The sequence below is a fragment of the Oscillibacter sp. MSJ-31 genome, from assembly GCF_018918025.1.
Taxonomy (GTDB): Bacteria; Bacillota; Clostridia; order Oscillospirales; family Oscillospiraceae; genus Hominicoprocola.
Map to the genome: position 1 here is coordinate 16,662 of NZ_JAHLPT010000005.1, position 18,172 is coordinate 34,833.

At 60.9% G+C, this 18,172-nt stretch carries 20 protein-coding genes and 6 tRNA genes; 15 read left to right on the forward strand and 11 right to left on the reverse strand.

The window, feature by feature from the left end; all coding sequences use genetic code 11:
- Window positions 1-51 precede the first annotated feature (51 nt).
- Window positions 52-747, forward strand: a complete 696-nt coding sequence (locus KQI17_RS05425; RefSeq protein WP_216495182.1) for an AzlC family ABC transporter permease — start codon at window positions 52-54, stop codon at window positions 745-747.
- Entirely contained in the window at window positions 744-1,076 is a 333-nt protein-coding gene (locus KQI17_RS05430; RefSeq protein WP_216495184.1) for an AzlD domain-containing protein, read from the forward strand. Before KQI17_RS05425 ends, KQI17_RS05430 begins: the two co-directional genes overlap by 4 nt.
- A 28-nt stretch (window positions 1,077-1,104) precedes the next feature.
- Here the strand turns inward: KQI17_RS05430 and KQI17_RS05435 are convergent, their stop codons facing one another.
- Genes KQI17_RS05435 through KQI17_RS05445 form a run of 3 tightly spaced genes read right to left on the reverse strand, consistent with a single transcriptional unit; the run spans window position 1,105 to window position 2,066 of the window.
- The gene (locus KQI17_RS05435; RefSeq protein WP_022018146.1) at window positions 1,105-1,467 is read right to left on the reverse strand and encodes a TSUP family transporter; all 363 of its coding nucleotides are present in this window, start codon (window positions 1,465-1,467) and stop codon (window positions 1,105-1,107) included.
- Between the two features lie 3 nt (window positions 1,468-1,470).
- Window positions 1,471-1,833, reverse strand: coding sequence for a TSUP family transporter (locus KQI17_RS05440; protein ID WP_216495185.1), 363 nt, complete (start codon window positions 1,831-1,833; stop codon window positions 1,471-1,473).
- A 44-nt stretch (window positions 1,834-1,877) separates the two neighbouring features.
- Window positions 1,878-2,066: a DUF1540 domain-containing protein gene (locus KQI17_RS05445; RefSeq protein WP_216495187.1), complete on the reverse strand. Its 189-nt coding sequence runs from the start codon at window positions 2,064-2,066 to the stop codon at window positions 1,878-1,880.
- A gap of 186 nt (window positions 2,067-2,252) precedes the next feature.
- Between KQI17_RS05445 and KQI17_RS05450 the strand changes: the two genes are divergently transcribed.
- Complete coding sequence (locus KQI17_RS05450; protein ID WP_216495188.1) at window positions 2,253-2,675, forward strand: GNAT family N-acetyltransferase; 423 nt, start codon at window positions 2,253-2,255, stop codon at window positions 2,673-2,675.
- 333 nt (window positions 2,676-3,008) lie between these two features.
- Here KQI17_RS05450 and KQI17_RS05455 read toward each other — a convergent pair.
- Window positions 3,009-3,084, reverse strand: a tRNA-Gly gene (locus KQI17_RS05455).
- A 154-nt stretch (window positions 3,085-3,238) separates the two neighbouring features.
- Here KQI17_RS05455 and KQI17_RS05460 point away from each other — a divergent pair.
- The gene (locus KQI17_RS05460) at window positions 3,239-4,825 is read left to right on the forward strand and encodes a peptide chain release factor 3 (protein WP_216495189.1); all 1,587 of its coding nucleotides are present in this window, start codon (window positions 3,239-3,241) and stop codon (window positions 4,823-4,825) included.
- A gap of 58 nt (window positions 4,826-4,883) precedes the next feature.
- Here KQI17_RS05460 and KQI17_RS05465 read toward each other — a convergent pair whose 3' ends face one another.
- Genes KQI17_RS05465 through KQI17_RS05485 form a run of 5 tightly spaced genes read right to left on the reverse strand, consistent with a single transcriptional unit; the run spans window position 4,884 to window position 9,771 of the window.
- Window positions 4,884-5,297 (reverse strand): hypothetical protein, encoded by a 414-nt coding sequence (locus KQI17_RS05465; RefSeq protein WP_253285703.1) that lies wholly within the window; start codon window positions 5,295-5,297, stop codon window positions 4,884-4,886.
- A 26-nt stretch (window positions 5,298-5,323) separates the two neighbouring features.
- On the reverse strand, window positions 5,324-5,977 hold the full coding sequence (locus KQI17_RS05470) for a hypothetical protein (protein ID WP_216495192.1): 654 nt from the start codon (window positions 5,975-5,977) through the stop codon (window positions 5,324-5,326).
- 21 nt (window positions 5,978-5,998) lie between these two features.
- The gene (locus tag KQI17_RS05475) at window positions 5,999-6,604 is read right to left on the reverse strand and encodes a lactate utilization protein (protein ID WP_216495193.1); all 606 of its coding nucleotides are present in this window, start codon (window positions 6,602-6,604) and stop codon (window positions 5,999-6,001) included.
- 55 nt (window positions 6,605-6,659) lie between these two features.
- The gene (locus KQI17_RS05480; protein WP_216495195.1) at window positions 6,660-7,511 is read right to left on the reverse strand and encodes a YitT family protein; all 852 of its coding nucleotides are present in this window, start codon (window positions 7,509-7,511) and stop codon (window positions 6,660-6,662) included.
- 16 nt (window positions 7,512-7,527) lie between these two features.
- On the reverse strand, window positions 7,528-9,771 hold the full coding sequence (locus KQI17_RS05485) for a DNA topoisomerase (ATP-hydrolyzing) subunit A (RefSeq protein WP_216495197.1): 2,244 nt from the start codon (window positions 9,769-9,771) through the stop codon (window positions 7,528-7,530).
- Window positions 9,772-10,192: 421 nt separating this feature from the next.
- On the opposite strand from KQI17_RS05485, the gene KQI17_RS05490 reads away from it, so the two are divergent.
- Window positions 10,193-11,575: a uracil-xanthine permease family protein gene (locus KQI17_RS05490; RefSeq protein WP_216495199.1), complete on the forward strand. Its 1,383-nt coding sequence runs from the start codon at window positions 10,193-10,195 to the stop codon at window positions 11,573-11,575.
- A gap of 65 nt (window positions 11,576-11,640) precedes the next feature.
- Here KQI17_RS05490 and KQI17_RS05495 read toward each other — a convergent pair whose 3' ends face one another.
- Window positions 11,641-12,330: an RsiV family protein gene (locus KQI17_RS05495; RefSeq protein WP_216495201.1), complete on the reverse strand. Its 690-nt coding sequence runs from the start codon at window positions 12,328-12,330 to the stop codon at window positions 11,641-11,643.
- Between the two features lie 174 nt (window positions 12,331-12,504).
- Here KQI17_RS05495 and KQI17_RS05500 point away from each other — a divergent pair, with 174 nt between their 5' ends.
- The 8 genes from KQI17_RS05500 to KQI17_RS05535 all read left to right on the forward strand — a co-directional run bounded on the left by KQI17_RS05500 (window position 12,505) and on the right by KQI17_RS05535 (window position 15,038).
- Entirely contained in the window at window positions 12,505-12,810 is a 306-nt protein-coding gene (locus KQI17_RS05500; RefSeq protein ID WP_022018158.1) for a YerC/YecD family TrpR-related protein, read from the forward strand.
- The gene (locus KQI17_RS05505) at window positions 12,810-13,559 is read left to right on the forward strand and encodes a class I SAM-dependent methyltransferase (RefSeq protein WP_216495202.1); all 750 of its coding nucleotides are present in this window, start codon (window positions 12,810-12,812) and stop codon (window positions 13,557-13,559) included. Before KQI17_RS05500 ends, KQI17_RS05505 begins: the two co-directional genes overlap by 1 nt.
- Before the next feature lie 4 nt (window positions 13,560-13,563).
- Window positions 13,564-14,457, forward strand: a complete 894-nt coding sequence (gene hslO, locus KQI17_RS05510; RefSeq protein WP_216495204.1) for an Hsp33 family molecular chaperone HslO — start codon at window positions 13,564-13,566, stop codon at window positions 14,455-14,457.
- A gap of 124 nt (window positions 14,458-14,581) precedes the next feature.
- Window positions 14,582-14,657: transfer RNA gene (locus KQI17_RS05515), tRNA-Val, on the forward strand.
- 6 nt (window positions 14,658-14,663) lie between these two features.
- Window positions 14,664-14,740: transfer RNA gene (locus KQI17_RS05520), tRNA-Asp, on the forward strand.
- A gap of 28 nt (window positions 14,741-14,768) precedes the next feature.
- A tRNA-Phe gene (locus KQI17_RS05525) sits at window positions 14,769-14,844 on the forward strand.
- Window positions 14,845-14,847: 3 nt separating this feature from the next.
- Window positions 14,848-14,923 (forward strand) — tRNA-Gly (locus tag KQI17_RS05530).
- A gap of 40 nt (window positions 14,924-14,963) precedes the next feature.
- Window positions 14,964-15,038 (forward strand) — tRNA-Cys (locus KQI17_RS05535).
- A gap of 224 nt (window positions 15,039-15,262) precedes the next feature.
- Here the strand turns inward: KQI17_RS05535 and KQI17_RS05540 are convergent.
- On the reverse strand, window positions 15,263-15,520 hold the full coding sequence (locus tag KQI17_RS05540; protein WP_216495206.1) for a hypothetical protein: 258 nt from the start codon (window positions 15,518-15,520) through the stop codon (window positions 15,263-15,265).
- Between the two features lie 205 nt (window positions 15,521-15,725).
- Between KQI17_RS05540 and larA the strand changes: the two genes are divergently transcribed.
- Together larA and KQI17_RS05550 are read left to right on the forward strand one after the other, a co-directional pair.
- The gene (larA, locus tag KQI17_RS05545) at window positions 15,726-17,018 is read left to right on the forward strand and encodes a nickel-dependent lactate racemase (protein WP_216495207.1); all 1,293 of its coding nucleotides are present in this window, start codon (window positions 15,726-15,728) and stop codon (window positions 17,016-17,018) included.
- Window positions 17,008-18,159 (forward strand): aminotransferase class I/II-fold pyridoxal phosphate-dependent enzyme, encoded by a 1,152-nt coding sequence (locus tag KQI17_RS05550; protein WP_216495208.1) that lies wholly within the window; start codon window positions 17,008-17,010, stop codon window positions 18,157-18,159. The genes larA and KQI17_RS05550 overlap by 11 nt, the downstream gene beginning before the upstream one ends.
- Window positions 18,160-18,172: the final 13 nt, after the last annotated feature.

Sequence of the window (18,172 nt, forward strand, 5' to 3'; positions counted from 1 at the left end):
TCGTCGTCTTATTCCCTATCGCATTTGTGGGATTTTCACAAAGGAGCACCCATGAAAAAGAAAGCATTCCGCGCCGCGCTGCCCTATTCCCTGCCCATCTGCATCGGCTTTTTGTTCATCGCCATGTCCTATGGCTTTCTGATGCGCAGCCGCGGCTTTTCCGTCTTTTACCCGATGGCCATGAGCGCCTTCATCTTCGCCGGCTCGATGGAGTTCGTCGCGGTGGAGCTGCTGCTCTCGGCCTACGCGCCGCTGCACGCCTTTCTTCTGACGCTGATGGTCAATGCGCGGCATCTGTTCTACGGCATCTCCATGCTGGAAAAGTACAAGGGCATGGGCTGGAAAAAGCCCTACCTGATCTTCGGCATGTGCGACGAGACCTTCTCCATCAACTGCACCGTCACCCCGCCGGATGGCGTGGATCGCGGCTGGTTCATGTTCTTCGTCACCCTGCTCAACCAGACCTACTGGGTCGCGGGCGCGACGCTCGGCGCGCTGCTCGGCTCGGTCCTGCACTTTGACACCACCGGCATCGAATTCGTCATGACGGCGCTGTTCACCGTGATGTTCGTCAATCAATGGGAGGAGGCCAAGGACCACCGCCCCGCCCTCACCGGCCTCGGCTGCGCGGCGCTTTGCCTCGCCGTGTTCGGCAGCGACGGCTTCATGCTGCCCGCGATGGCGCTCATCATCGTCTGCTTCCTCGTGAGCAGCAAATCGCAGAAAAAGGAGGAGCCCGCCCTATGACCATGACCGTCACGCAGAGCGTGATCACCATCGCGGCCGTCGTGCTCGGCACGATGACGACGCGCTTTCTCCCCTTTCTCATCTTCCCCGAAGGGCGCGAGCCGCCCGCGTTCATCCGTTACCTCGGCGCCGTCCTGCCCTTCGCGGTCATCGGACTGCTTCTCGTCTACTGCCTCAAGGACGCGGTGTTCGCCTCGTACCACGCACTGCCGGAGCTGATCGCCATCACCGTGACCGCCGCGCTGCAACGGCGGAAAAGGAATATGCTTTTGAGCCTGTTCGCCGGCACGGCGCTCTATATGCTGCTCGTGCAGACCTGCTTTGTATGAAAAATGAGGCAATGCGTTCGGCATTGTCTCATTTCTTTTTTTGCAGCAGCATATTGGCGCCCGCCCAAAGCAGGAAAACGCCGAACGGCTTGCGGAATACCGTGATGTCGACCGAGGTCGCCGCCCACGCCGCGGCAAGCGCCGCGAGCGTCCCGAGCGGGATCGCCGCGCGCATCACCTCGCGGTCGAGATAGCCGTTTTTCCTGTGCTCAAGGAGCGACATTCCCGCCGTCGGCAGGAAGTAGAGGAGGTTGATGCCCTGCGCCTGCGTCTGGTCGACGCCGAGAAAGAGCGTCATGAGCAGGAGCAGCAGCGTCCCGCCACCGACGCCCCACGCCGAGAGGATGCCCGTGCCGAAGCCCGCGAGCGCGGGTAGAAGCCAGTCCGTCATCGCTCAGCCTCCCGTGAAAAGATAGCGCCAGCCGCCATAGAGCAGAAAGAGCGCGAAAATGCGCCGCAGCCAGAGGTTCGGCACCTTTTTGAACAGCTTCCCGCCGACCCGTCCGCCCGCGAAGCCGCCGAGGAGATACGGCAGCGCCGCCGTCAGGGACAGCTCTGCGCGCCAATACCACAGCGCCGCCGACACCGCGCACATCGGAAAAATGACCGCCACGCAGGTGGCAAATGCCTTCTTTTCCTCCACGCCCGCCCATTTCGTCAGCAGCACGAGCAGCGGAATGCCGCCGCCCCCGCCGAAAATGCCGTTCGTAAGTCCTGCGGCGACGCCGCTGAGGCGGTACTTCGCTTTCTTCTCCATGTCCCCCACTCCCTATGTAAGAAGCGGCTGCGCCGCTTCTTTGCTTACTTCTTGCGGAAGCTCTGGCAGTCGGTGCACTGATCCATGGTGGGATTGGTCTCATGGGTGCCGACCTGAATGGCGTTCAGACCGCAGTAGGACTGACTCTGGCAATGGTTCGCGCAGGAAGTGACCTCGCATTTGATGGCTCTGTTGGGGGTGCAGGCGCAGCCGCTGTTGGTATGATCGGACATGAAGAAATTCCTCCTTGCAAAATTCGCGCGAAGCGAACGTTCGGGCCTCGCGCAGAGGATAGTTTGCGCCGAGGAGCAAAGAATATACACCGTGCGCGGACGCTTTGAGGAAAACAGGTGGACAGGCTTGTATTTTTGTGCTATGCTTTCGTTCGATAAATCGGAATTTGCAGGAGAGTCACCGTTATGATTAGAGAATTACGAAAAGCAGATATAAATAAAGTTGCAAATATATGGTTGGACACCAATATAACCGCACATTATTTTATTCCTGCGCAATATTGGCAAAATAATTTTGAATTAGTGAAAGAACTGCTATTACAGGCAACCGTCTATGTCTATGAATACAATCAAGAAATACAGGGGTTTATAGGACTAAACGATGAATATGTTGAGGGTATTTTTGTTTCTGACGAAATGCAGTCGCAGGGTATAGGTAAAGTTCTGCTGAATTATGCAAAGGGCAAACGGAGCAAATTACTTTTGAACGTATATCAAAAAAATACACGGGCAATATCCTTTTATCAAAGAGAAGGATTTGAGATTCAGCACAGCGGTTTGGATGAAGCTACTGGAGAAAAAGACTATGTAATGGCATGGCACCAATAATAAAAATCCAGTTCGCCGAACCGGCAGAGCTTTAGCGCATTTGCACAGCAAGCCTTCGCCGCACATGAGGCTCGTCCCTCGCTTCGCGGGAACCCTGCGCTCACCTCAAATTGAAATGCGCTCCGCGCATGGGTGGAGGCAGCCGGAGCTTCATTTTGGCGAGGCTCGTTCCTCGCTTCCCGGCATCCCACGAACCGCCTGGCGGCGCTTCGCGGGAACCCTGCGCTCACCTCAGATCAAAATGCACTTCGCGCATGGGTGGAGGCAGCGAGTTCGAGAAACCGGTCTCCATTGCAAAAAATAACACCACGACATCGTCGTGGTGTTATTTTTTGGAGCGGGCGACGAGGCTCGAACTCGCTACCTCCACCTTGGCAAGGTGGCGCTCTACCAGATGAGCTACGCCCGCGGAACATTGACGATAATAGCAGATTCTTTCGCGTTTGTCAAGCCGTATTTTTCATTTTTCCGCAGATTTTGGTTCTGCCGCCTTGCAAATGCGGAAAAGCTATGATAAACTGCCTATTTGTATTGACAAACACCGTATGCAAGGAGACGACACTATGGCCACGCTTCACGAAGAGATCTCACGCCGCAGGACCTTTGCCATCATTTCTCACCCCGACGCCGGTAAGACCACGCTGACCGAAAAGTTCCTGCTCTACGGCGGGGCCATCGCGCAGGCCGGCGAGGTCAAGGGCAAGCGCGCGCGGGCCGCGACCTCCGACTGGATGGAGATCGAAAAGCAGCGCGGCATTTCCGTGACCTCCTCCGTCATGCAGTTCCAGCACGGCGGCTACTGCATCAACATTCTCGACACCCCGGGCCATCAGGACTTCTCCGAGGATACCTACCGCACGCTCATGGCGGCAGACAGCGCGGTCATGGTCATCGACGGCGCGAAGGGCGTCGAGCCGCAGACGCGCAAGCTGTTCCGCGTCTGCGCCCTGCGCCACATCCCCATCTTCACCTTCATCAACAAGATGGACCGTGAGACGCGCGACCCGCTCGAGCTGTGCGAGGAGGTCGAGCGCGAGCTCGGCATCGACACCTACGCCGTCAACTGGCCCATCGGCTGCGGCAAGGAATTTCAGGGCGTTTACGACCGCGAGAAGCAGTGCATCATCCACTTCACCGATGCGGGCCACGCGAAGAAGGCCGGCGTGACCGAGATCGCGCTGGACGATCCCGCGCTGGTCGAGCTCATCGGGCAGAAGCGGCGCGACAACCTCGCCGGCGAGATCGAGCTGCTCGGCGCGGGGCGCGAGTTCGACCTCGACGCCGTGCGAAACGGCACGCTCTCGCCCGTGTTCTTCGGCAGCGCGCTGACGAACTTCGGCGTGGAGCCGTTCCTGGAGGGCTTTCTGCGCATGACCACCGCTCCCCTCTCGCGCGAGAGCGACGCGGGCGTGATCGACGCCTTCTCCCCTGACTTCTCGGCCTTCGTGTTCAAGATCCAGGCAAACATGAACAAGGCGCACCGCGACCGTCTGGCGTTCATGCGCATCTGCTCGGGCAAGTTCGAGCGCGACGCGGAGTATTACCATGTGCAGGGCAACAAGAAGATGCGCCTTTCCCAGCCGCAGACCATGATGGCGAGCGAGCGTGAGATCGTGCAGGAGGCCTACGCCGGCGACATCATCGGTGTGTTCGATCCCGGCATCTTCTCCATCGGCGACACCATCACCGTGCCGGGCAAGAAGTTCCGCTTCGGCGGCATCCCGACCTTCGAGCCGGAGCACTTCATGTCCGTCAGTCCCAAGGACACAATGAAGCGCAAGCAGTTCGTCAAGGGCATCGAGCAGATCGCGCAGGAGGGCGCCATCCAGATCTTCAAAATGCCGGACTCCGGCTTCGAGGACGTCGTGGTCGGCGTGGTCGGTACGCTGCAATTCGACGTGTTTGAGTACCGCATGAAAAGCGAGTACGGCGTGGAGCTGCGCATGAGTGCACTGCCTTACGAGCACCTGCGGCTCATCGCGGAATGTCCCGGCGACCCCAAGGACCTGATGTTCTGCACCGGCTCGAAGCTGCTCGAGGATTTCAAGGGCCGCAAGCTCATCGCCTTCGGCGGCGAATGGAGCGTCGGTTTCCTCACCAAGCACAACCCCGGCCTCGTGCTCGACGACTGGCTGACGGTATCCAAATAAGCATGAAAAAAGGACGGCGCGAGCCGTCCTTTTCTTATGTAATTCCGTGCGTCCCGTGCTACGCGCCCACGAGATAGATGCCCGCAAGGCAGACGAGAACGCCGAGGCCCTGACGCAGCGAGACCGTCTCGTGATAGACCAGCAGACCGACCGCGAGTAGCACGCAGGCCAGCGCAATGTTCATCACGAGCGAGGCGACGCTGATCTTCCAGCCCGCGCGATACACGCAGATAGTGCCGAATTCCAGTCCGACGATGATGGCGCCGAGCGCCCACGCCGTCCAGTTCGTTTTGCCCAGCTCGCCGATAAAGCCGCGGTTCCCCATCAGATAGAACGCCGCGGCCGAAAAGGCCGCGCCCACGAGATAGGTGATGGTGAGCGAGGCAAAGGCATTCACGCCCTCCGGCGTGGACTTTGTTGTGATGTGATAAAACACGTTGACACCGACCACCAGCGCGATCGGCCAGATCATGCTCCACATAGCTGCTTCTCCCTCTTTTATTTCAGCAAAATTTCCACGATGCCCGGCTCGTCCGTGTCCGGATAAAAGCTGACCTGCCACGGCGCGGCGAGCATACCGGCATCTCTTCCGCCGTCCTTCTCCTCCTGCACGTCGCGGACCATCTGCTCCACGCCCGCGCGGTCGGTGGAAAGGTAGCTCACGCGCACCACCAGCCGGTCCGCGCCCTCCGCCGCCGCGGCGCGCAGCAGGTCGGGGATCGCCTCGGTGCTGGTGGCGTTGATGATGCTCTCCTGCTCCTCCGCCGTGCGGCGGTAGCCGAAGCTGAGCGAAAGCTCATAGAAGCCGCGCTCGTCCGTGCCGGCATAGGTGATGTAATCGAGCAGATAGGCGCCGAGGTCCGTTTCCTGCTGCACCTCGTTGCAGGCCTCCGCGGCCAGCTCGGCGTATTCCGCGTCGCTGCCGAAATAGCAGCGCACCACGCCGCGCTCCGCGTGGTTTGCGATCAGCATCAAGATCGCGTTCACCGCATCCTGATAGCTGTCGGCGCGCAGAGTGTCCTTATCGCCGTTTTCCCAGTAGCCGGCGCTGTGCGGCGTGACCGACGACCACTCGCGCTCGAGCAGCCCGCCGCCGCAGCCGCTGAGCAGAAGGCACAGCGCCGCGCAGAGAAGCAGTATTCTTTTTTTCACGGCGCTCCCTCCCCGCTGCTTTTAGTAGCCGAGGTCCTCGTTCACGAGCACGACCTCCATATCGCTGCCCATCATCGCGCCCCAGAGCACGGTGAGCGCGCGGCAGATGCGGCCGGGACTCTTGCAGTCGTAGCAATGGTCAGCCTTGACTGCGCAGGGCGTCTTTGCGTGGAGACGTTGCGCGTTCTTCGGCGCGGCGATGTTGCGGGCGCGCCAGAGCGCCTCGTCGTAGGTGGGCGCGAGCTTATTTTTGCCCGCGACGATCCAGACCTTTTTGTGGCCGTAGATCGCCGAAGCCACACGGTTGCCCGCGCCGTCGATGTTGATGATCTCGCCCGTCTCGGCGATGCCGTTGGCGGAGAGCAGATAATGCTCGCTGCCCGCCGCCTGCGCGCGCAGCGCGGCGGCGTCCCCGCCCTCCGGCAGGTGCCAATGGCTGAACACCGTATTGTGCCCGCTGAGCAGGGCATACAGCCCCAGCTCCTCGAGCGTGATGCTGCCGCCGAAGCCGACGGTCGCGCCGTCGATCTGCGTGTTGAGGTATTCGGCGGCCTCCTTTGCCGTCTCAAAGCTCGAGACCTTAAAGCCGCGCGCGGTCAGCGCCTTTGTCACATTCGTAAAGTCCATGACATTGCTTCCTTTCTTTATGTTCCGTCTCCCGCACTGCGAGAGAGATTATTTGTTACAGCCCGTCGGGCTTATATTCGCCGAAGCCCTCGCCGAGCACCTCGCGCGCGTCGCAGACGATGAAGAAGGCGGTCGGGTCGATCTCGTTCACCAGCCGCTTGACCGCCACGATCTCGCGGCGGCGGACGGCGCAGAGCAGCACGGGCTTGTCGTTGTGCGTATAGGCTCCCTCGGCGGTCAGGCGGGTGACGCCCATATCGCGTGCAAGCAGCTCGTGCGTGATTTTCTCCTGCTCGTTGGATATGATGTAGGCGAGCTTCGCGGCGCTGCCACCGTAGACCACCATATCCATCACCTTGGTGGAGATATAGAGGGCGATGCCACCGTAGAGCGCATTTTCCAGGCTGCGGAACACCGCGGCATAGAACACGATGATCGTCAGGTCGATGGCAAGGCAGAGCGTGCCGATGGAGAGGCCCGGGATCTTCGCCTTCAGCAGCCACGCGCCCAGCTCCGTGCCGCCGGTGGTCGCCTCCTCGCGCAGCAGCCAGCCGAGCGACACGCCCACGAGCACGCCGCCGTAAATGCAGCCGAGGAGCTTATCCATCGGCTGAAAGGTATAGACGGCGTTGATGAGGTCGATGAAGATCGAGTTCACCGCCACGGCGAAGAATGAGCGCACCAGAAAGCGCTTGCCGAAGCGCTTGAGGCTCATCAGAAAGAGCGGCGCGTTGAGCACGATGACGGTAACGCCGACCGGCAGCGCGGGCGCAAAGAAGTTGATGACCTGCGCGATACCGGTGAAGCCGCCGAGCGTCAGCTCGTTGGGCGCGTAGAACCAGTCGAAGGCCAGCGCCATGAGCGCGCAGCCGAGCGTGATGGAAACATACTGTTTGAGCAGCTTCAAGCAATGACTTCCTTTCTCAATCCATCAGGGAGATCTGTTTTTCGTCGCTGTCCTCCGCCTTTAAGAGCGCGCCGACCGCGGGGAGGCTGCGGGCGCGGTAGCGGGCGAGGTTGGCGATGCCGGTCGCCTCAGCGGGACAGGCGTAGTCGAGCGTGAATTTCTTTTTGAGCGTCAGCACCGCGACGCCCTGCGTCGCGCGCGTGGTCTTGCTCCCCAGCAGCGCGGTGGAGAACACCAGCACGCGCGGCTCGGTGGAGTAGACCGCCAGCTCGCAGTCCTCGCGCAGACACAGCGCCGTGCGCAGCGGAGACTTATCCGAGTACGCGCCGGTGAGCTTGCGGCGGTTCGAGGTCGTCCGGTAGGCGGACAGCTCCACCTTGGCGGCCTTGCCGTTTTCAAAGAAGAAGAGCATCCAGCCGCGGTAATCGCCGGGCAGCACCATATAGACGACGCTCTCACCCTCGTCCATGCCGAGCCTTGCGGGCAGATAGTCGCCGAGGGCAGACGCCTTGGTGTCATCGAAGTCCGAAAGGCGGGATTTGTAGACCTGGCACCTGTCGGTGAAGAACATCACCTCGGCGGCGTTGGAGGTCTCAAAGCTCTGCGCGAGCGCGTCGCCCTCCTTATACTTCTGCTCCGCGTTCATGCGCAGCGAGGCGGGCGTGATCTTCTTGAAGTAGCCCTCGCGGGAGAGGAACACGGACACGGCGTAATCGTCCACCGTGATCTCCTCGGTGTATTCCTCGACCTCGTGGCCGTAGACGATGCCGGTGCGGCGCGGCTCGGCGTACTTTTTGCGCACGTCCTCGAGCTCGGTGACGATGATCTTCTTCACGCGCGCAGGACGGGCGAGAATATCCTCCAGGTCCTCGATCTCGTCCTGCAGGGTGCTCGTCTCCTCCACGCGCTTGAGGATATATTCCTTGTTGATGTTGCGTAGCTTGATCTCCGCGACATACTCCGCCTGCACCTGGTCGATGCCGAAGCCGATCATCAGGTTCGGCACTACGTCGGCCTCGGCCTCCGTCTCGCGGATGATCTTGATCGCCTTGTCGATGTCGAGCAGGATGCGCTTGAGACCCTTCAAAAGGTGCAGCTTGTCCTTCTTTTTGCTCATGACAAAGTAGACGCGGCGGCGGACGCATTCCGTGCGCCACGCGCACCACTCGTCGAGCAGCTCGCGTACGCCCATCACGCGCGGCATTCCGGCGATGAGCACGTTGAAGTTGCAGGACATGGTATCCTGCAGGGTCGTGGACTTCATCAGCTTCTGCATGAGCTTGTCGGGATCGGTGCCGCGCTTTAGGTCGATGGTCAGCTTGAGACCGTTCAGGTCGGTCTCGTCGCGCATATCGGTGATCTCGCGGACCTTTCCTGCCTTGATGAGCTCGGCGACCTTGTCCATGATGGCCTCGGTCGTGGTGGTGTAGGGGATCTCATAGACCTCGATGAGGTTTTCCTTTTTGTCGTAGCGCCAGCGGGCGCGGACCTTCACGCCGCCGCGGCCCGTGCTGTAAATTTCGCGCAGGGCGTCGACGTCGCAGATGACCTCGCCGCCGGTCGGAAAATCGGGCGCAAGCAGCGTCTCTGTCAGGTCGCAGTCGGGATTCTTGAGGTAGGCGATCGTCGTGTCGCATACTTCGCCGAGGTTGAAGCCGCACAGCTGGCTCGCCATGCCGACGGCAATGCCCTGATTGGCGCTCACAAGAATATTCGGGAAGGTCGTCGGCAGCAGCGCCGGCTCCTTCATGGTGTTGTCGTAGTTGTCGATGAAATCGACGGTATCGGAGTCGATGTCGCGGAACAGCTCGGCGCAGATGGCGGAGAGCTTGGCCTCCGTGTAGCGGCTTGCCGCCCACGCCATGTCGCGCGAGTAGACCTTACCGAAGTTGCCCTTGGAGTCCACGAACGGGTGCAGCAGCGCACCGTAGCCCTTGGAAAGGCGCACCATCGTGTCGTAGATAGCGGCGTCGCCGTGGGGATTGAGCCGCATGGTCTGGCCGACGATGTTCGCGCTCTTTGTGCGCGCGCCGTTCAGCAGTCCCATCTTATACATGGTATAGAGGAGCTTGCGGTGGCTGGGCTTGAAGCCGTCGATCTCCGGAATGGCGCGCGAGACGATGACCGACATCGCGTAGGGCATATAGTTCGTCTCCAGCGTATCGGTGATGCGCTGCTCGACCACGTCCGCGCGCAGGCCGAGGACGTTGGGGTTATTGCGGTGCGGAGCGGTCTGTTCCTTCTTTTCGTTCTTCTTCATGGTGTCCCTCGAGCGTTCCTGTATTTTATCACTATCTATTGGATTATATCAGCTTTTCCTCGTGCCGTCAATGCGCGGACGCGGCGGGAAGCGCCGCCCGTCCTTTGCCGCATTGCACAAAAAAGCTAAACGACTTTCGTGTTTCTTGGCTAAAATCCCATCTTGTTTTTTCCGCTCCTGTCCTGTATCATTTCCAAAAGAAACAAACGAGGGAGGACACAGCCATGACGCAGTATGTGTACAAAAAGAAATTCCTTCCTGCTGGTGTTTCTATTTTTATCAGCACCGTTTTTGTTGATAATGATATTGTTTCCTTTGACCGGTAATTTTTTACCGGTCTCTTTTTTTGCCCGCGCGGGGCGCTGAGTCGTTTGGTCAAATAAGAACATACATCAAAATCAGAAGAAAGAGGGAAAATCACATGAAGAAAGAACTCGGACACGAAGCCATCTACGACGCCCGCCAGCTGGGCACCCCCAGAATGCTGGTGCTGGGCTTGCAGCACATGTTCGCCATGTTTGGCGCGACGGTGCTCGTCCCCATCCTCGTGCAGGGCTACGGCCTGCCGCTCTCCATCCAGACCACTCTGCTCTTCGCCGGCCTCGGCACACTCCTCTTCCACGTCTGCACCAAGATGAAGGTCCCCGCGTTCCTCGGCTCCTCGTTCGCCTACCTCGGCGGCTTCGAGACCGTCGCTAAGCTGGACGCCGGCAAATACGCCGGTATGAGCGGCGATGAAAAGCTCGCTTACGCGCTCGGCGGCATCGTGATCGCTGGTCTTCTCTACCTCGTGCTCGCGCTGCTGTTCAAAATGCTCGGCGCGAAGAAGGTCATGCGCTACTTCCCGCCCATCGTCACCGGCCCCATGATCATCATGATCGGTCTGAACCTCTCCGGCTCCGCGATCAACAACGCCGCGACCTGCTGGTGGCTCGCGCTCATCGCCATGGCGATCATCGTCGTCGCCAACATCTGGGGCAAGGGCATGGTCAAGATCATCCCCATCCTCCTCGGCGTGGTCGGCAGCTACCTCGTCGCGCTCATCGCCACCGCCTGCGGCGCGCAGCTGCCTGACGCGAACGGCGTGATGCAGCCGCTCGTCAACTTCGCCTCCGTCAGCAAGGCGAACCTGATCGGCCTGCAGCAGTTCGTCATCGCCAAGTTCGACGTCTCCGCCATCCTCGTCATGGCCCCCATCGCCATCGCCGCCATGATGGAGCACATCGGCGACGTCTCCGCCATCTCCTCCACCACCGGCAGGAACTTCATCGAGGACCCCGGTCTGCACCGCACCCTCGTTGGCGACGGTCTCGCCACTGCGCTCGCCGGTATGTTCGGCGGCCCCGCCAACACCACCTACGGTGAGAACACCGGCGTGCTCGCCCTCTCCAAGGTCTATGACCCCCGCGTCGTGCGCCTCGCCGCCGTCTATGCCATCATCCTGAGCTTCTCCCCCAAGTTCGACGCGCTCGTCAACTCCATCCCCGCGGCCATCGTCGGCGGCGTCAGCTTCATCCTCTACGGTATGATCTCCGCGGTCGGTGTGCGCAACATCGTGGAGAATCAGGTCGACCTCACCAAGTCCCGCAACCTCATCATCGCGGCGGTCATGTTCGTCAGCGGCCTGGGCTTCAGCTCCGTCGGCGGCATCACCTTCACCGTCGGCGGCGCGGCCGTCACCCTCTCCGGCCTTGCCATCGCGGCCCTGTGCGGCGTGATCCTCAACGCCGTCCTGCCCGGCAACGACTATGTCTTCGGCGTCAGCGTCGAGGGCGACAAGTCCGCCGACCTCGGCAGCTATTAAGAAGAATATCACTCATTCCCCCTACGGAGAGAGGCGGCGCGGCCTGCGGGCCGGGCCGCCTCTCTCTATCCTTTTTCCTCCTCCGCCGGCAGGAGCGGCCCCGCTTCGCCGTAGGGCAGCGAAAAGTCCACGATGCCCTCCGCCGCGGGCGCGACGGAATACATCGGATAGAACCAGTGCAGGCCGTCGTCCGCCAGATAAAAGCTCCTGCTGGAAAACGCGCGGCGCAGCAGCGCGCCGTAATTGGGATAGTACGCCGCCGTACCCGTCTCCATCTGCTCCCACGCCGTCTCCCGCGCCGCGCGGACGAGGCGCTTTTTTACCGCCGTTTTCGGCAGAAAAAAAGCCGTGAGCGGCATGAGAAAGCCCGTGCGCCGATCCCACGTCTCCGCGCGGCGGAGCGTGAGCCGCGGCGGCAGATGCTCCTCCCGGCCTTCGGTATAAAGGCTCAGGGTGTCTCCCCGCACGAGCGTCACCCGATAGGCGAGCACCGCGCGGGCGCAGCTCCACGGCGCGCTGCGCTCCAGCGCCGTGTGCATCGTTTCGGCAGCGCGGGGCAGCAGCTCCGCCTCGCAGTATTTAAGATAGGCGCGCGCGTATTGGCGGTAGTAGCGGTCGAAGCGCCGCGCACGGCGGCTCTTTCCCCCGCAGCGCGGCAGCGTCACCTCGGCGGTCAGCACCGGCACGCCGCCGCTCTCCCATGTTTTCTCCAGGTGCAGCGGCGTTTCCGACAGCCGCAGAAGCTCTCTTTCCATACCGTCCTCCCGTTTTTTTCTCACTCCAATGTATGAAGCGTCCGTGCAGGCGGTTCCGCCGCGGAAAAATGCGAAAAGTTCACACTTCCGCCCTTTACTTTCATGCTCTGTTCTGTTAAACTATAAAGTAGGGTGCGCAGGGCGCACTACTGTCATATTTCGGAGGGGTCTATCATGGCTGCACCGGGAAACCGCATCGGAAAGAAAGAAAAAAACGAGGACTTTTATAAGGCCATTCTGCTTTTGAAGGACGAGGAGGAGTGCTACAGCTTCTTCCGCGACGTGTGCACCATCGCCGAGCTGCGCGCGATGGAGCAGCGCTTTGAGGTCGCGCGGATGCTCACGCAGGGCAAGGTCTACAGTGAGATTCTGGAGCGCACCGGCGCCTCCAGTGCGACGATCTCGCGCGTGGCCCGCTCGCTGACCGACTCCGACGGCGGCTACGAGCGCATCTTCGCGCGCATGAAGGGCGAGAAGTGATGGAAAGCTATTCTGCCCTCGCCGCCTCCTACGACGAGCTGACGCAGGACGTCGGCTACGAAAAGCGCGCCGCCTTCGTCGAAAAGCTCTTCCTGCGCAGTCATATTCCGGTCCACACCGTGCTCGACCTCGCCTGCGGCACCGGCACGATGACCGCCCTCCTCACCGAACGCGGCTACGAACTCATCGGCGTGGACGGCTCGGAGGATATGCTGCTCGAGGCGCGCGAGAAGGCACAGACGCTCACCGGCGTCCCGCCGTTGTTTTTGCACCAGTCCATGCCCGAGCTGGACCTCTATGGCACGGTGGAGGCGGCAATCTGCTGCCTCGACAGCCTCAATTATCTCACCGAAGCGCGCGAGGTGCGCGAGACCTTCCGCCGCCTGCACCTGTTCATCGCGCCCGGCGGCTCGCTCGTGTTCGACGTTCATGCCCTCGGCAAGCTCGAGGCGATGGACGGTCAGGTCTGGCTCGACGAACGCGAGGATGTCTACTGCGTGTGGCGCACGGAGTATTCCCGCCGCTCGCGCCTGCTGGACTATTACGTTGACATTTTCTCCGCCCGCGCGGACGGCGCTTGGGAACGCAGCTTCGAGGAGCACCGCCAGCGCTGGTACAGCGTTTCGGAGCTGTCCGAATGGCTGACCGCCGCCGGCTTCGGCGAAATCCGCGTCTACGGCGACTGCCGCCTCCGCGCCCCGAACGAAACAGACGGGCGCATCTATATTTCCTGTATCCGAAAAGAGTGATTTTATGAACGACACATTAGTAAGAGCCATGTCCAAGGACGGCATGGTCAAGGCCACGGCCGTCTACACCCGTGCGCTCACCGAGCGCGCCCGCCAGATCCACCACACCAGCCCCGTCGCTACCGCGGCGCTCGGCCGTGCGCTCGCCGGCGTCTCCATGATGGGCAACGCCCTCAAGGGCAGCGGCGAGAGCGTTACACTCCAGATCAAGGGCGACGGCCCGCTCGGCACCATCCTCGCCGTCTCCGACGCCGAGGGCAACGTGCGCGGCTATGTGCAGGACGCTTCCGTGGAGCTTCCCCTGCGTGCGGACGGTAAGCTGGACGTCGGCAGCGCCGTCGGCCACAGCGGCACCCTGACCGTTATCAAGGACCTCGGGCTCAAGGAGCCCTACGTCGGCACGGTCGACCTGCTCGGCGGCGAGATCGCCGAGGACCTGGCTGCCTACTTCGTCGAGTCCGAGCAGATCCCCTCGGCCTGCGGCCTCGGCGTGCTGGTCGACCGCGACCGCAGCGTGCTCGCCGCCGGCGGCTATCTCATTCAGCTCCTCCCCGGCGCGGGCGAGGATACCATCGCCAAGGTCGAGGGCGGCATCTACGCCGCGCCCAGCGTGACGAATCAGCTCCGCGACGATCCCGATCCGGCAAACCTCCTGCGCACGGTGCTCTCTGATTTCGACCTTGAGATCCTGGAGACGACGCCCATCGAGTACCGCTGCTACTGCTCGCGTGAACGCACAGAGCGCGCGCTGCTCTCCCTCGGCTCGAAGGAGCTGGAGGACATTCTGCGCGAGCAGGGCAAGGCAGACCTCACCTGCCAGTTCTGCGACCGCATCCACAGCTTCTCCGGCGAGGAGCTGCGACGCATGATCGACGAGCTTAAAAAAATCGGCAAGTAAGGGCGCGCATACCGCGCCCTTCTGCCGGGTCAAAAAAAGTTTCAAAAGTCTTGAAAAAAATTGTTGACACGGCGAGGGGGATTTAGTATAATAACCCTTGCCGTTCGTAAGACGGCTTCGAGTGGGGAGCATAGCTCAGCTGGGAGAGCACCTGCCTTACAAGCAGGGGGTCACAGGTTCGAGCCCTGTTGTTCCCACCAAAATGTGGCCATGTAGTTCAGTTGGTTAGAACGCCGGCCTGTCACGCCGGAGGTCGAGGGTTCGAGTCCCTTCGTGGTCGCCATTATCAGGCTGCAACAGCGGCTTGATATGCCTCTGTAGCTCAGTTGGTAGAGCAGCGGATTGAAAATCCGCGTGTCGTTGGTTCGACTCCGACCGGAGGCACCATTTGCGGGCGTAGCTCATCTGGTAGAGCGCCACCTTGCCAAGGTGGAGGTAGCGAGTTCGAGCCTCGTCGCCCGCTCCACAAAAGAAAAGGAGCAAAGCATTTGCTCCTTTTTCCATACGGTGACATAGCCAAGTGGTAAGGCAAGGGTCTGCAAAACCCTCATTCCCCAGTTCAAATCTGGGTGTCACCTCCAAAAAGAAGGACATGACGAAAGTCATGTCCTTCTTTTTGGGTTCCGCTCACGTTGTTCGCTCCACCCCAAGGGGATCGAACATACTCGGGGCAAGTGAAATGCGGCGAAGCAGGGCACTCCGTGCATGCGGCACTTTTCCGCTCCGCTTCTGTTCCTTATGGGCTGCCCTGCCGGATAAAATATGACGATGCCGAACATCGGCACCGTCCTGCTGTATCGTGTATTCAGTTCGCCTTTTTCAGCTTTGCAATATCCTCCGCCATTTGGCGGCACATGAGCTTGAGGAATTTCACCTCGTCCTCCAAATCGTCCATGCGGGAGCGCGGCACAAGCTTCTCCTGAATGTCCTTAATGCCGTCTGCCAAAAGGTTGAACTTCGGCGTGACGTCTGATTCAATCAAAACATTCATATAGCGCCGCGTGCGTTCTTCGGACGCATCAATCATTTTTTGGATCGCCTGTAAATCTTTTTCGTCAAGCATTTTTCTCCCCCCCCTTGTCTTGCATTATACGGTGTCGGTATTCGGTTGTCAAGGTGCGCTCTGCCGCCTGCCAGTATTCGAATTTTCTGCTTTCCCCATATTTTAATCAATAATCTTTCAAATCTTATGAATATTGGCTGTTGCATCTTCCGCTGCTTTGCCGTATACTCCTATATTATTTCATAGTAGGATGGGATGGAACCGTATGAAAACCTATTCATTTGCCTACGGCAGCGGCACGGTGGAGCTGCCGCTGGACGAGAAAAATGTGATCGGCGAGCTGCACGGCAACGCCGTCGCCCCGCTTGCCGATATCCGCGCGGCGCTGTGGGCCTCGCTCGACGCACCGATCGACAGCGTGCCGCTGTGCGAGCGCGCCAGGGCGGGCGATACCGTCGCGCTGGTCGTGAGCGACATGACGCGCTTCTGGATGCGGCAGGACCTCGTGGTCCCGCATCTGGTGGATTACCTCACGGAGCGCTGCGGCGTGCGTGAGGAGGACATCACCATCGTCATTGCCAACGGCACGCACATCGGCGGCGACGAGCAGGAGCTGCGCACGCTCGTGACCGACGCGGTCTACGACCGCGTCAAGGTCAAGAACCACGACTGCGAAGCGAAAGACCTTGTCTATCTCGGCACCACGCCGCACGGCACGCCGGTCTCCATCGACCGCACGGCGGCCGAGGCCGACCTCGTGGTCTGTCTCGGCGCGGTGACGCATCATGTGATGGCGGGCTTCGGCGGCGGACGCAAGAGCATCCTGCCGGGCATCAGCGGGCGCGAGACCATCTTCCACAACCACGCCTTCTCGCTCGACGCGGCGCAGCTGCGCTCCAACCCCGCCATCGGCAACGGCGTTTTGAAGGGCAACCCGCTGCACGAGGATATGTGCGAGGCGGCGGGGCTGGTGAAAAATCTCTTCATCGTCAACCTCGTGATGAACGCCCAGATGCAGCTTGCCGCCATTCTCTCCGGTCACTACCTCACCTCGTGGGAGGCGGCCTGCCGCATGGTGGACCGCATCTATCAGGTGGACGTGCCGGAAAAGGCGGACGTGATCGTTGCCAGCTGCGGCGGCTTCCCCAAGGACATCTCGCTCTACCAGGGCACCAAGACCATCGACAACATCGAATCCGGCCTCAAACCGGGCGGCACGCTCATCCTCATCATCGAGGCGCGCGAGGGCGGCGGCCCCGCCGAATACTTCGACTGGGCGAAGGACCTCGTCGCCGGTACCATCGAGCGGCGGCTGCGCGAGCATTTCACCGTCGCAGGCTACATTTTCTTCCTCAACTGCGAGCAGGCGCAGCGCTACAACATCCTGCTCTATTCGAGCATTGCCCCGGAGGACGTTGCGCCCATGGGCATAAAGGCGTTTTCCGACGTCAACACCCTGCTCGACGCCGCGCAGCTGGAGGGCAAGTCCATCTATGTCATTCCGAACGGCTCGACCGTCATTCCACACGTCAAGGAGGCCTCCAAGCATGAAGCGTAGCTACATCGCCAAGCGATTTCAGAGCAGCGGCGCCGGACTGTCGCTCGACACCGAGGCGCTTGCCAAATACAAGGACATCATCGACCTGAGCATCGGCGACACCGATTTCACCACTGACGAGAGCATCATCAATGCCGCCTTCCGCGACGCGAGGGCCGGTCACACGCACTACGGCGACCCCAAGGGCGACCCCGAGCTGATCGACGCGGTCTGCCGCGCGTGGGAGGAGGACTTCGGCCAGCGTCTCCCGCGCGACCATGTGCTCGTGAGCGCGTCGAGCTGCCTCGGCATGGCGCTCGTGATGCTCGCCATCCTCGACCCCGGCGACGAGGTCATCGTCTTCTCGCCCTACTTCCCCATGTACCGCGAGCAGATCGAGCTGGCAGGCGGCGTATGCGTGGACGTGCCGACCTACGCGAGCGAGGACTACGCCATCGACGAGGCGCGCCTGCGCGCCGCCATCACCCCGCGCACCAAGGCCATCGTTTTCAACAATCCCACGAACCCCACCGGCATGGGCTACGACGGGAAGACGCTTGAGCTACTCGCCCGTGTCGCGCAGGAGCATGACCTGCTCATTGCCGCCGACGAGATCTATACCACCTATCTCTACGAGGGCGATTTCTGCCCCATCCGCACACTGCCCGGCATGGCCGAGCGCACCATCACGCTCAACAGCTTTTCCAAGAATTTCCTGATGACCGGCTGGCGTGTGGGCGTGATCATCGCCGAGCCGGAGCTGCTGGCGGTGATGAACCGCATCAACGGCTCGCTTATCTACTCCGCGCCGTCCGTCTCGCAGCGCGCCGCCATTCAGGCGCTCGCCATGCGAAAGGAAATCCGGGAGAAATACGTCACCGCCTACCGCGACCGCATCTTCTACGCCGCCGACCGCATCGAAAAGATCCCCTACCTGAGTCTGGTGCGGCCGAAGGGCACATTCTACCTTTTCCCCAGCGTGGAGAAAACGGGACTGGACGAAAAAGCCTTCTGCAAGGTCCTGCTCGATCAGGCCCATGTTCTCGTCAGTCCCGGCACACCCTTCGGCGTGAGCGCCGCGGGCCACTTCCGCATCGCCTGCACCGTCGGCATCGACCGGCTCAAAGCCGCGTTTGACCGCATGGAGAAGCTGTCGTTCTGACGCCGTCCTTTCC

Excerpts from the sequence above, each read along its gene's own strand:
- KQI17_RS05425 (WP_216495182.1), top strand. The coding sequence starts at position 52 with ATGAAAAAGAAAGCATTCCGCGCCGCGCTGCCCTATTCCCTGCCCATC.
- KQI17_RS05430 (WP_216495184.1), top strand. The coding sequence starts at position 744 with ATGACCATGACCGTCACGCAGAGCGTGATCACCATCGCGGCCGTCGTG.
- KQI17_RS05435 (WP_022018146.1), bottom strand. The coding sequence starts at position 1,467 with ATGACGGACTGGCTTCTACCCGCGCTCGCGGGCTTCGGCACGGGCATC.
- KQI17_RS05440 (WP_216495185.1), bottom strand. The coding sequence starts at position 1,833 with ATGGAGAAGAAAGCGAAGTACCGCCTCAGCGGCGTCGCCGCAGGACTT.
- KQI17_RS05445 (WP_216495187.1), bottom strand. The coding sequence starts at position 2,066 with ATGTCCGATCATACCAACAGCGGCTGCGCCTGCACCCCCAACAGAGCC.
- KQI17_RS05450 (WP_216495188.1), top strand. The coding sequence starts at position 2,253 with ATGATTAGAGAATTACGAAAAGCAGATATAAATAAAGTTGCAAATATA.
- KQI17_RS05460 (WP_216495189.1), top strand. The coding sequence starts at position 3,239 with ATGGCCACGCTTCACGAAGAGATCTCACGCCGCAGGACCTTTGCCATC.
- KQI17_RS05465 (WP_253285703.1), bottom strand. The coding sequence starts at position 5,297 with ATGATCTGGCCGATCGCGCTGGTGGTCGGTGTCAACGTGTTTTATCAC.
- KQI17_RS05475 (WP_216495193.1), bottom strand. The coding sequence starts at position 6,604 with ATGGACTTTACGAATGTGACAAAGGCGCTGACCGCGCGCGGCTTTAAG.
- KQI17_RS05485 (WP_216495197.1), bottom strand. The coding sequence starts at position 9,771 with ATGAAGAAGAACGAAAAGAAGGAACAGACCGCTCCGCACCGCAATAAC.
- KQI17_RS05490 (WP_216495199.1), top strand. The coding sequence starts at position 10,193 with ATGAAGAAAGAACTCGGACACGAAGCCATCTACGACGCCCGCCAGCTG.
- KQI17_RS05495 (WP_216495201.1), bottom strand. The coding sequence starts at position 12,330 with ATGGAAAGAGAGCTTCTGCGGCTGTCGGAAACGCCGCTGCACCTGGAG.
- KQI17_RS05500 (WP_022018158.1), top strand. The coding sequence starts at position 12,505 with ATGGCTGCACCGGGAAACCGCATCGGAAAGAAAGAAAAAAACGAGGAC.
- KQI17_RS05505 (WP_216495202.1), top strand. The coding sequence starts at position 12,810 with ATGGAAAGCTATTCTGCCCTCGCCGCCTCCTACGACGAGCTGACGCAG.
- hslO (WP_216495204.1), top strand. The coding sequence starts at position 13,564 with ATGAACGACACATTAGTAAGAGCCATGTCCAAGGACGGCATGGTCAAG.
- KQI17_RS05540 (WP_216495206.1), bottom strand. The coding sequence starts at position 15,520 with ATGCTTGACGAAAAAGATTTACAGGCGATCCAAAAAATGATTGATGCG.
- larA (WP_216495207.1), top strand. The coding sequence starts at position 15,726 with ATGAAAACCTATTCATTTGCCTACGGCAGCGGCACGGTGGAGCTGCCG.
- KQI17_RS05550 (WP_216495208.1), top strand. The coding sequence starts at position 17,008 with ATGAAGCGTAGCTACATCGCCAAGCGATTTCAGAGCAGCGGCGCCGGA.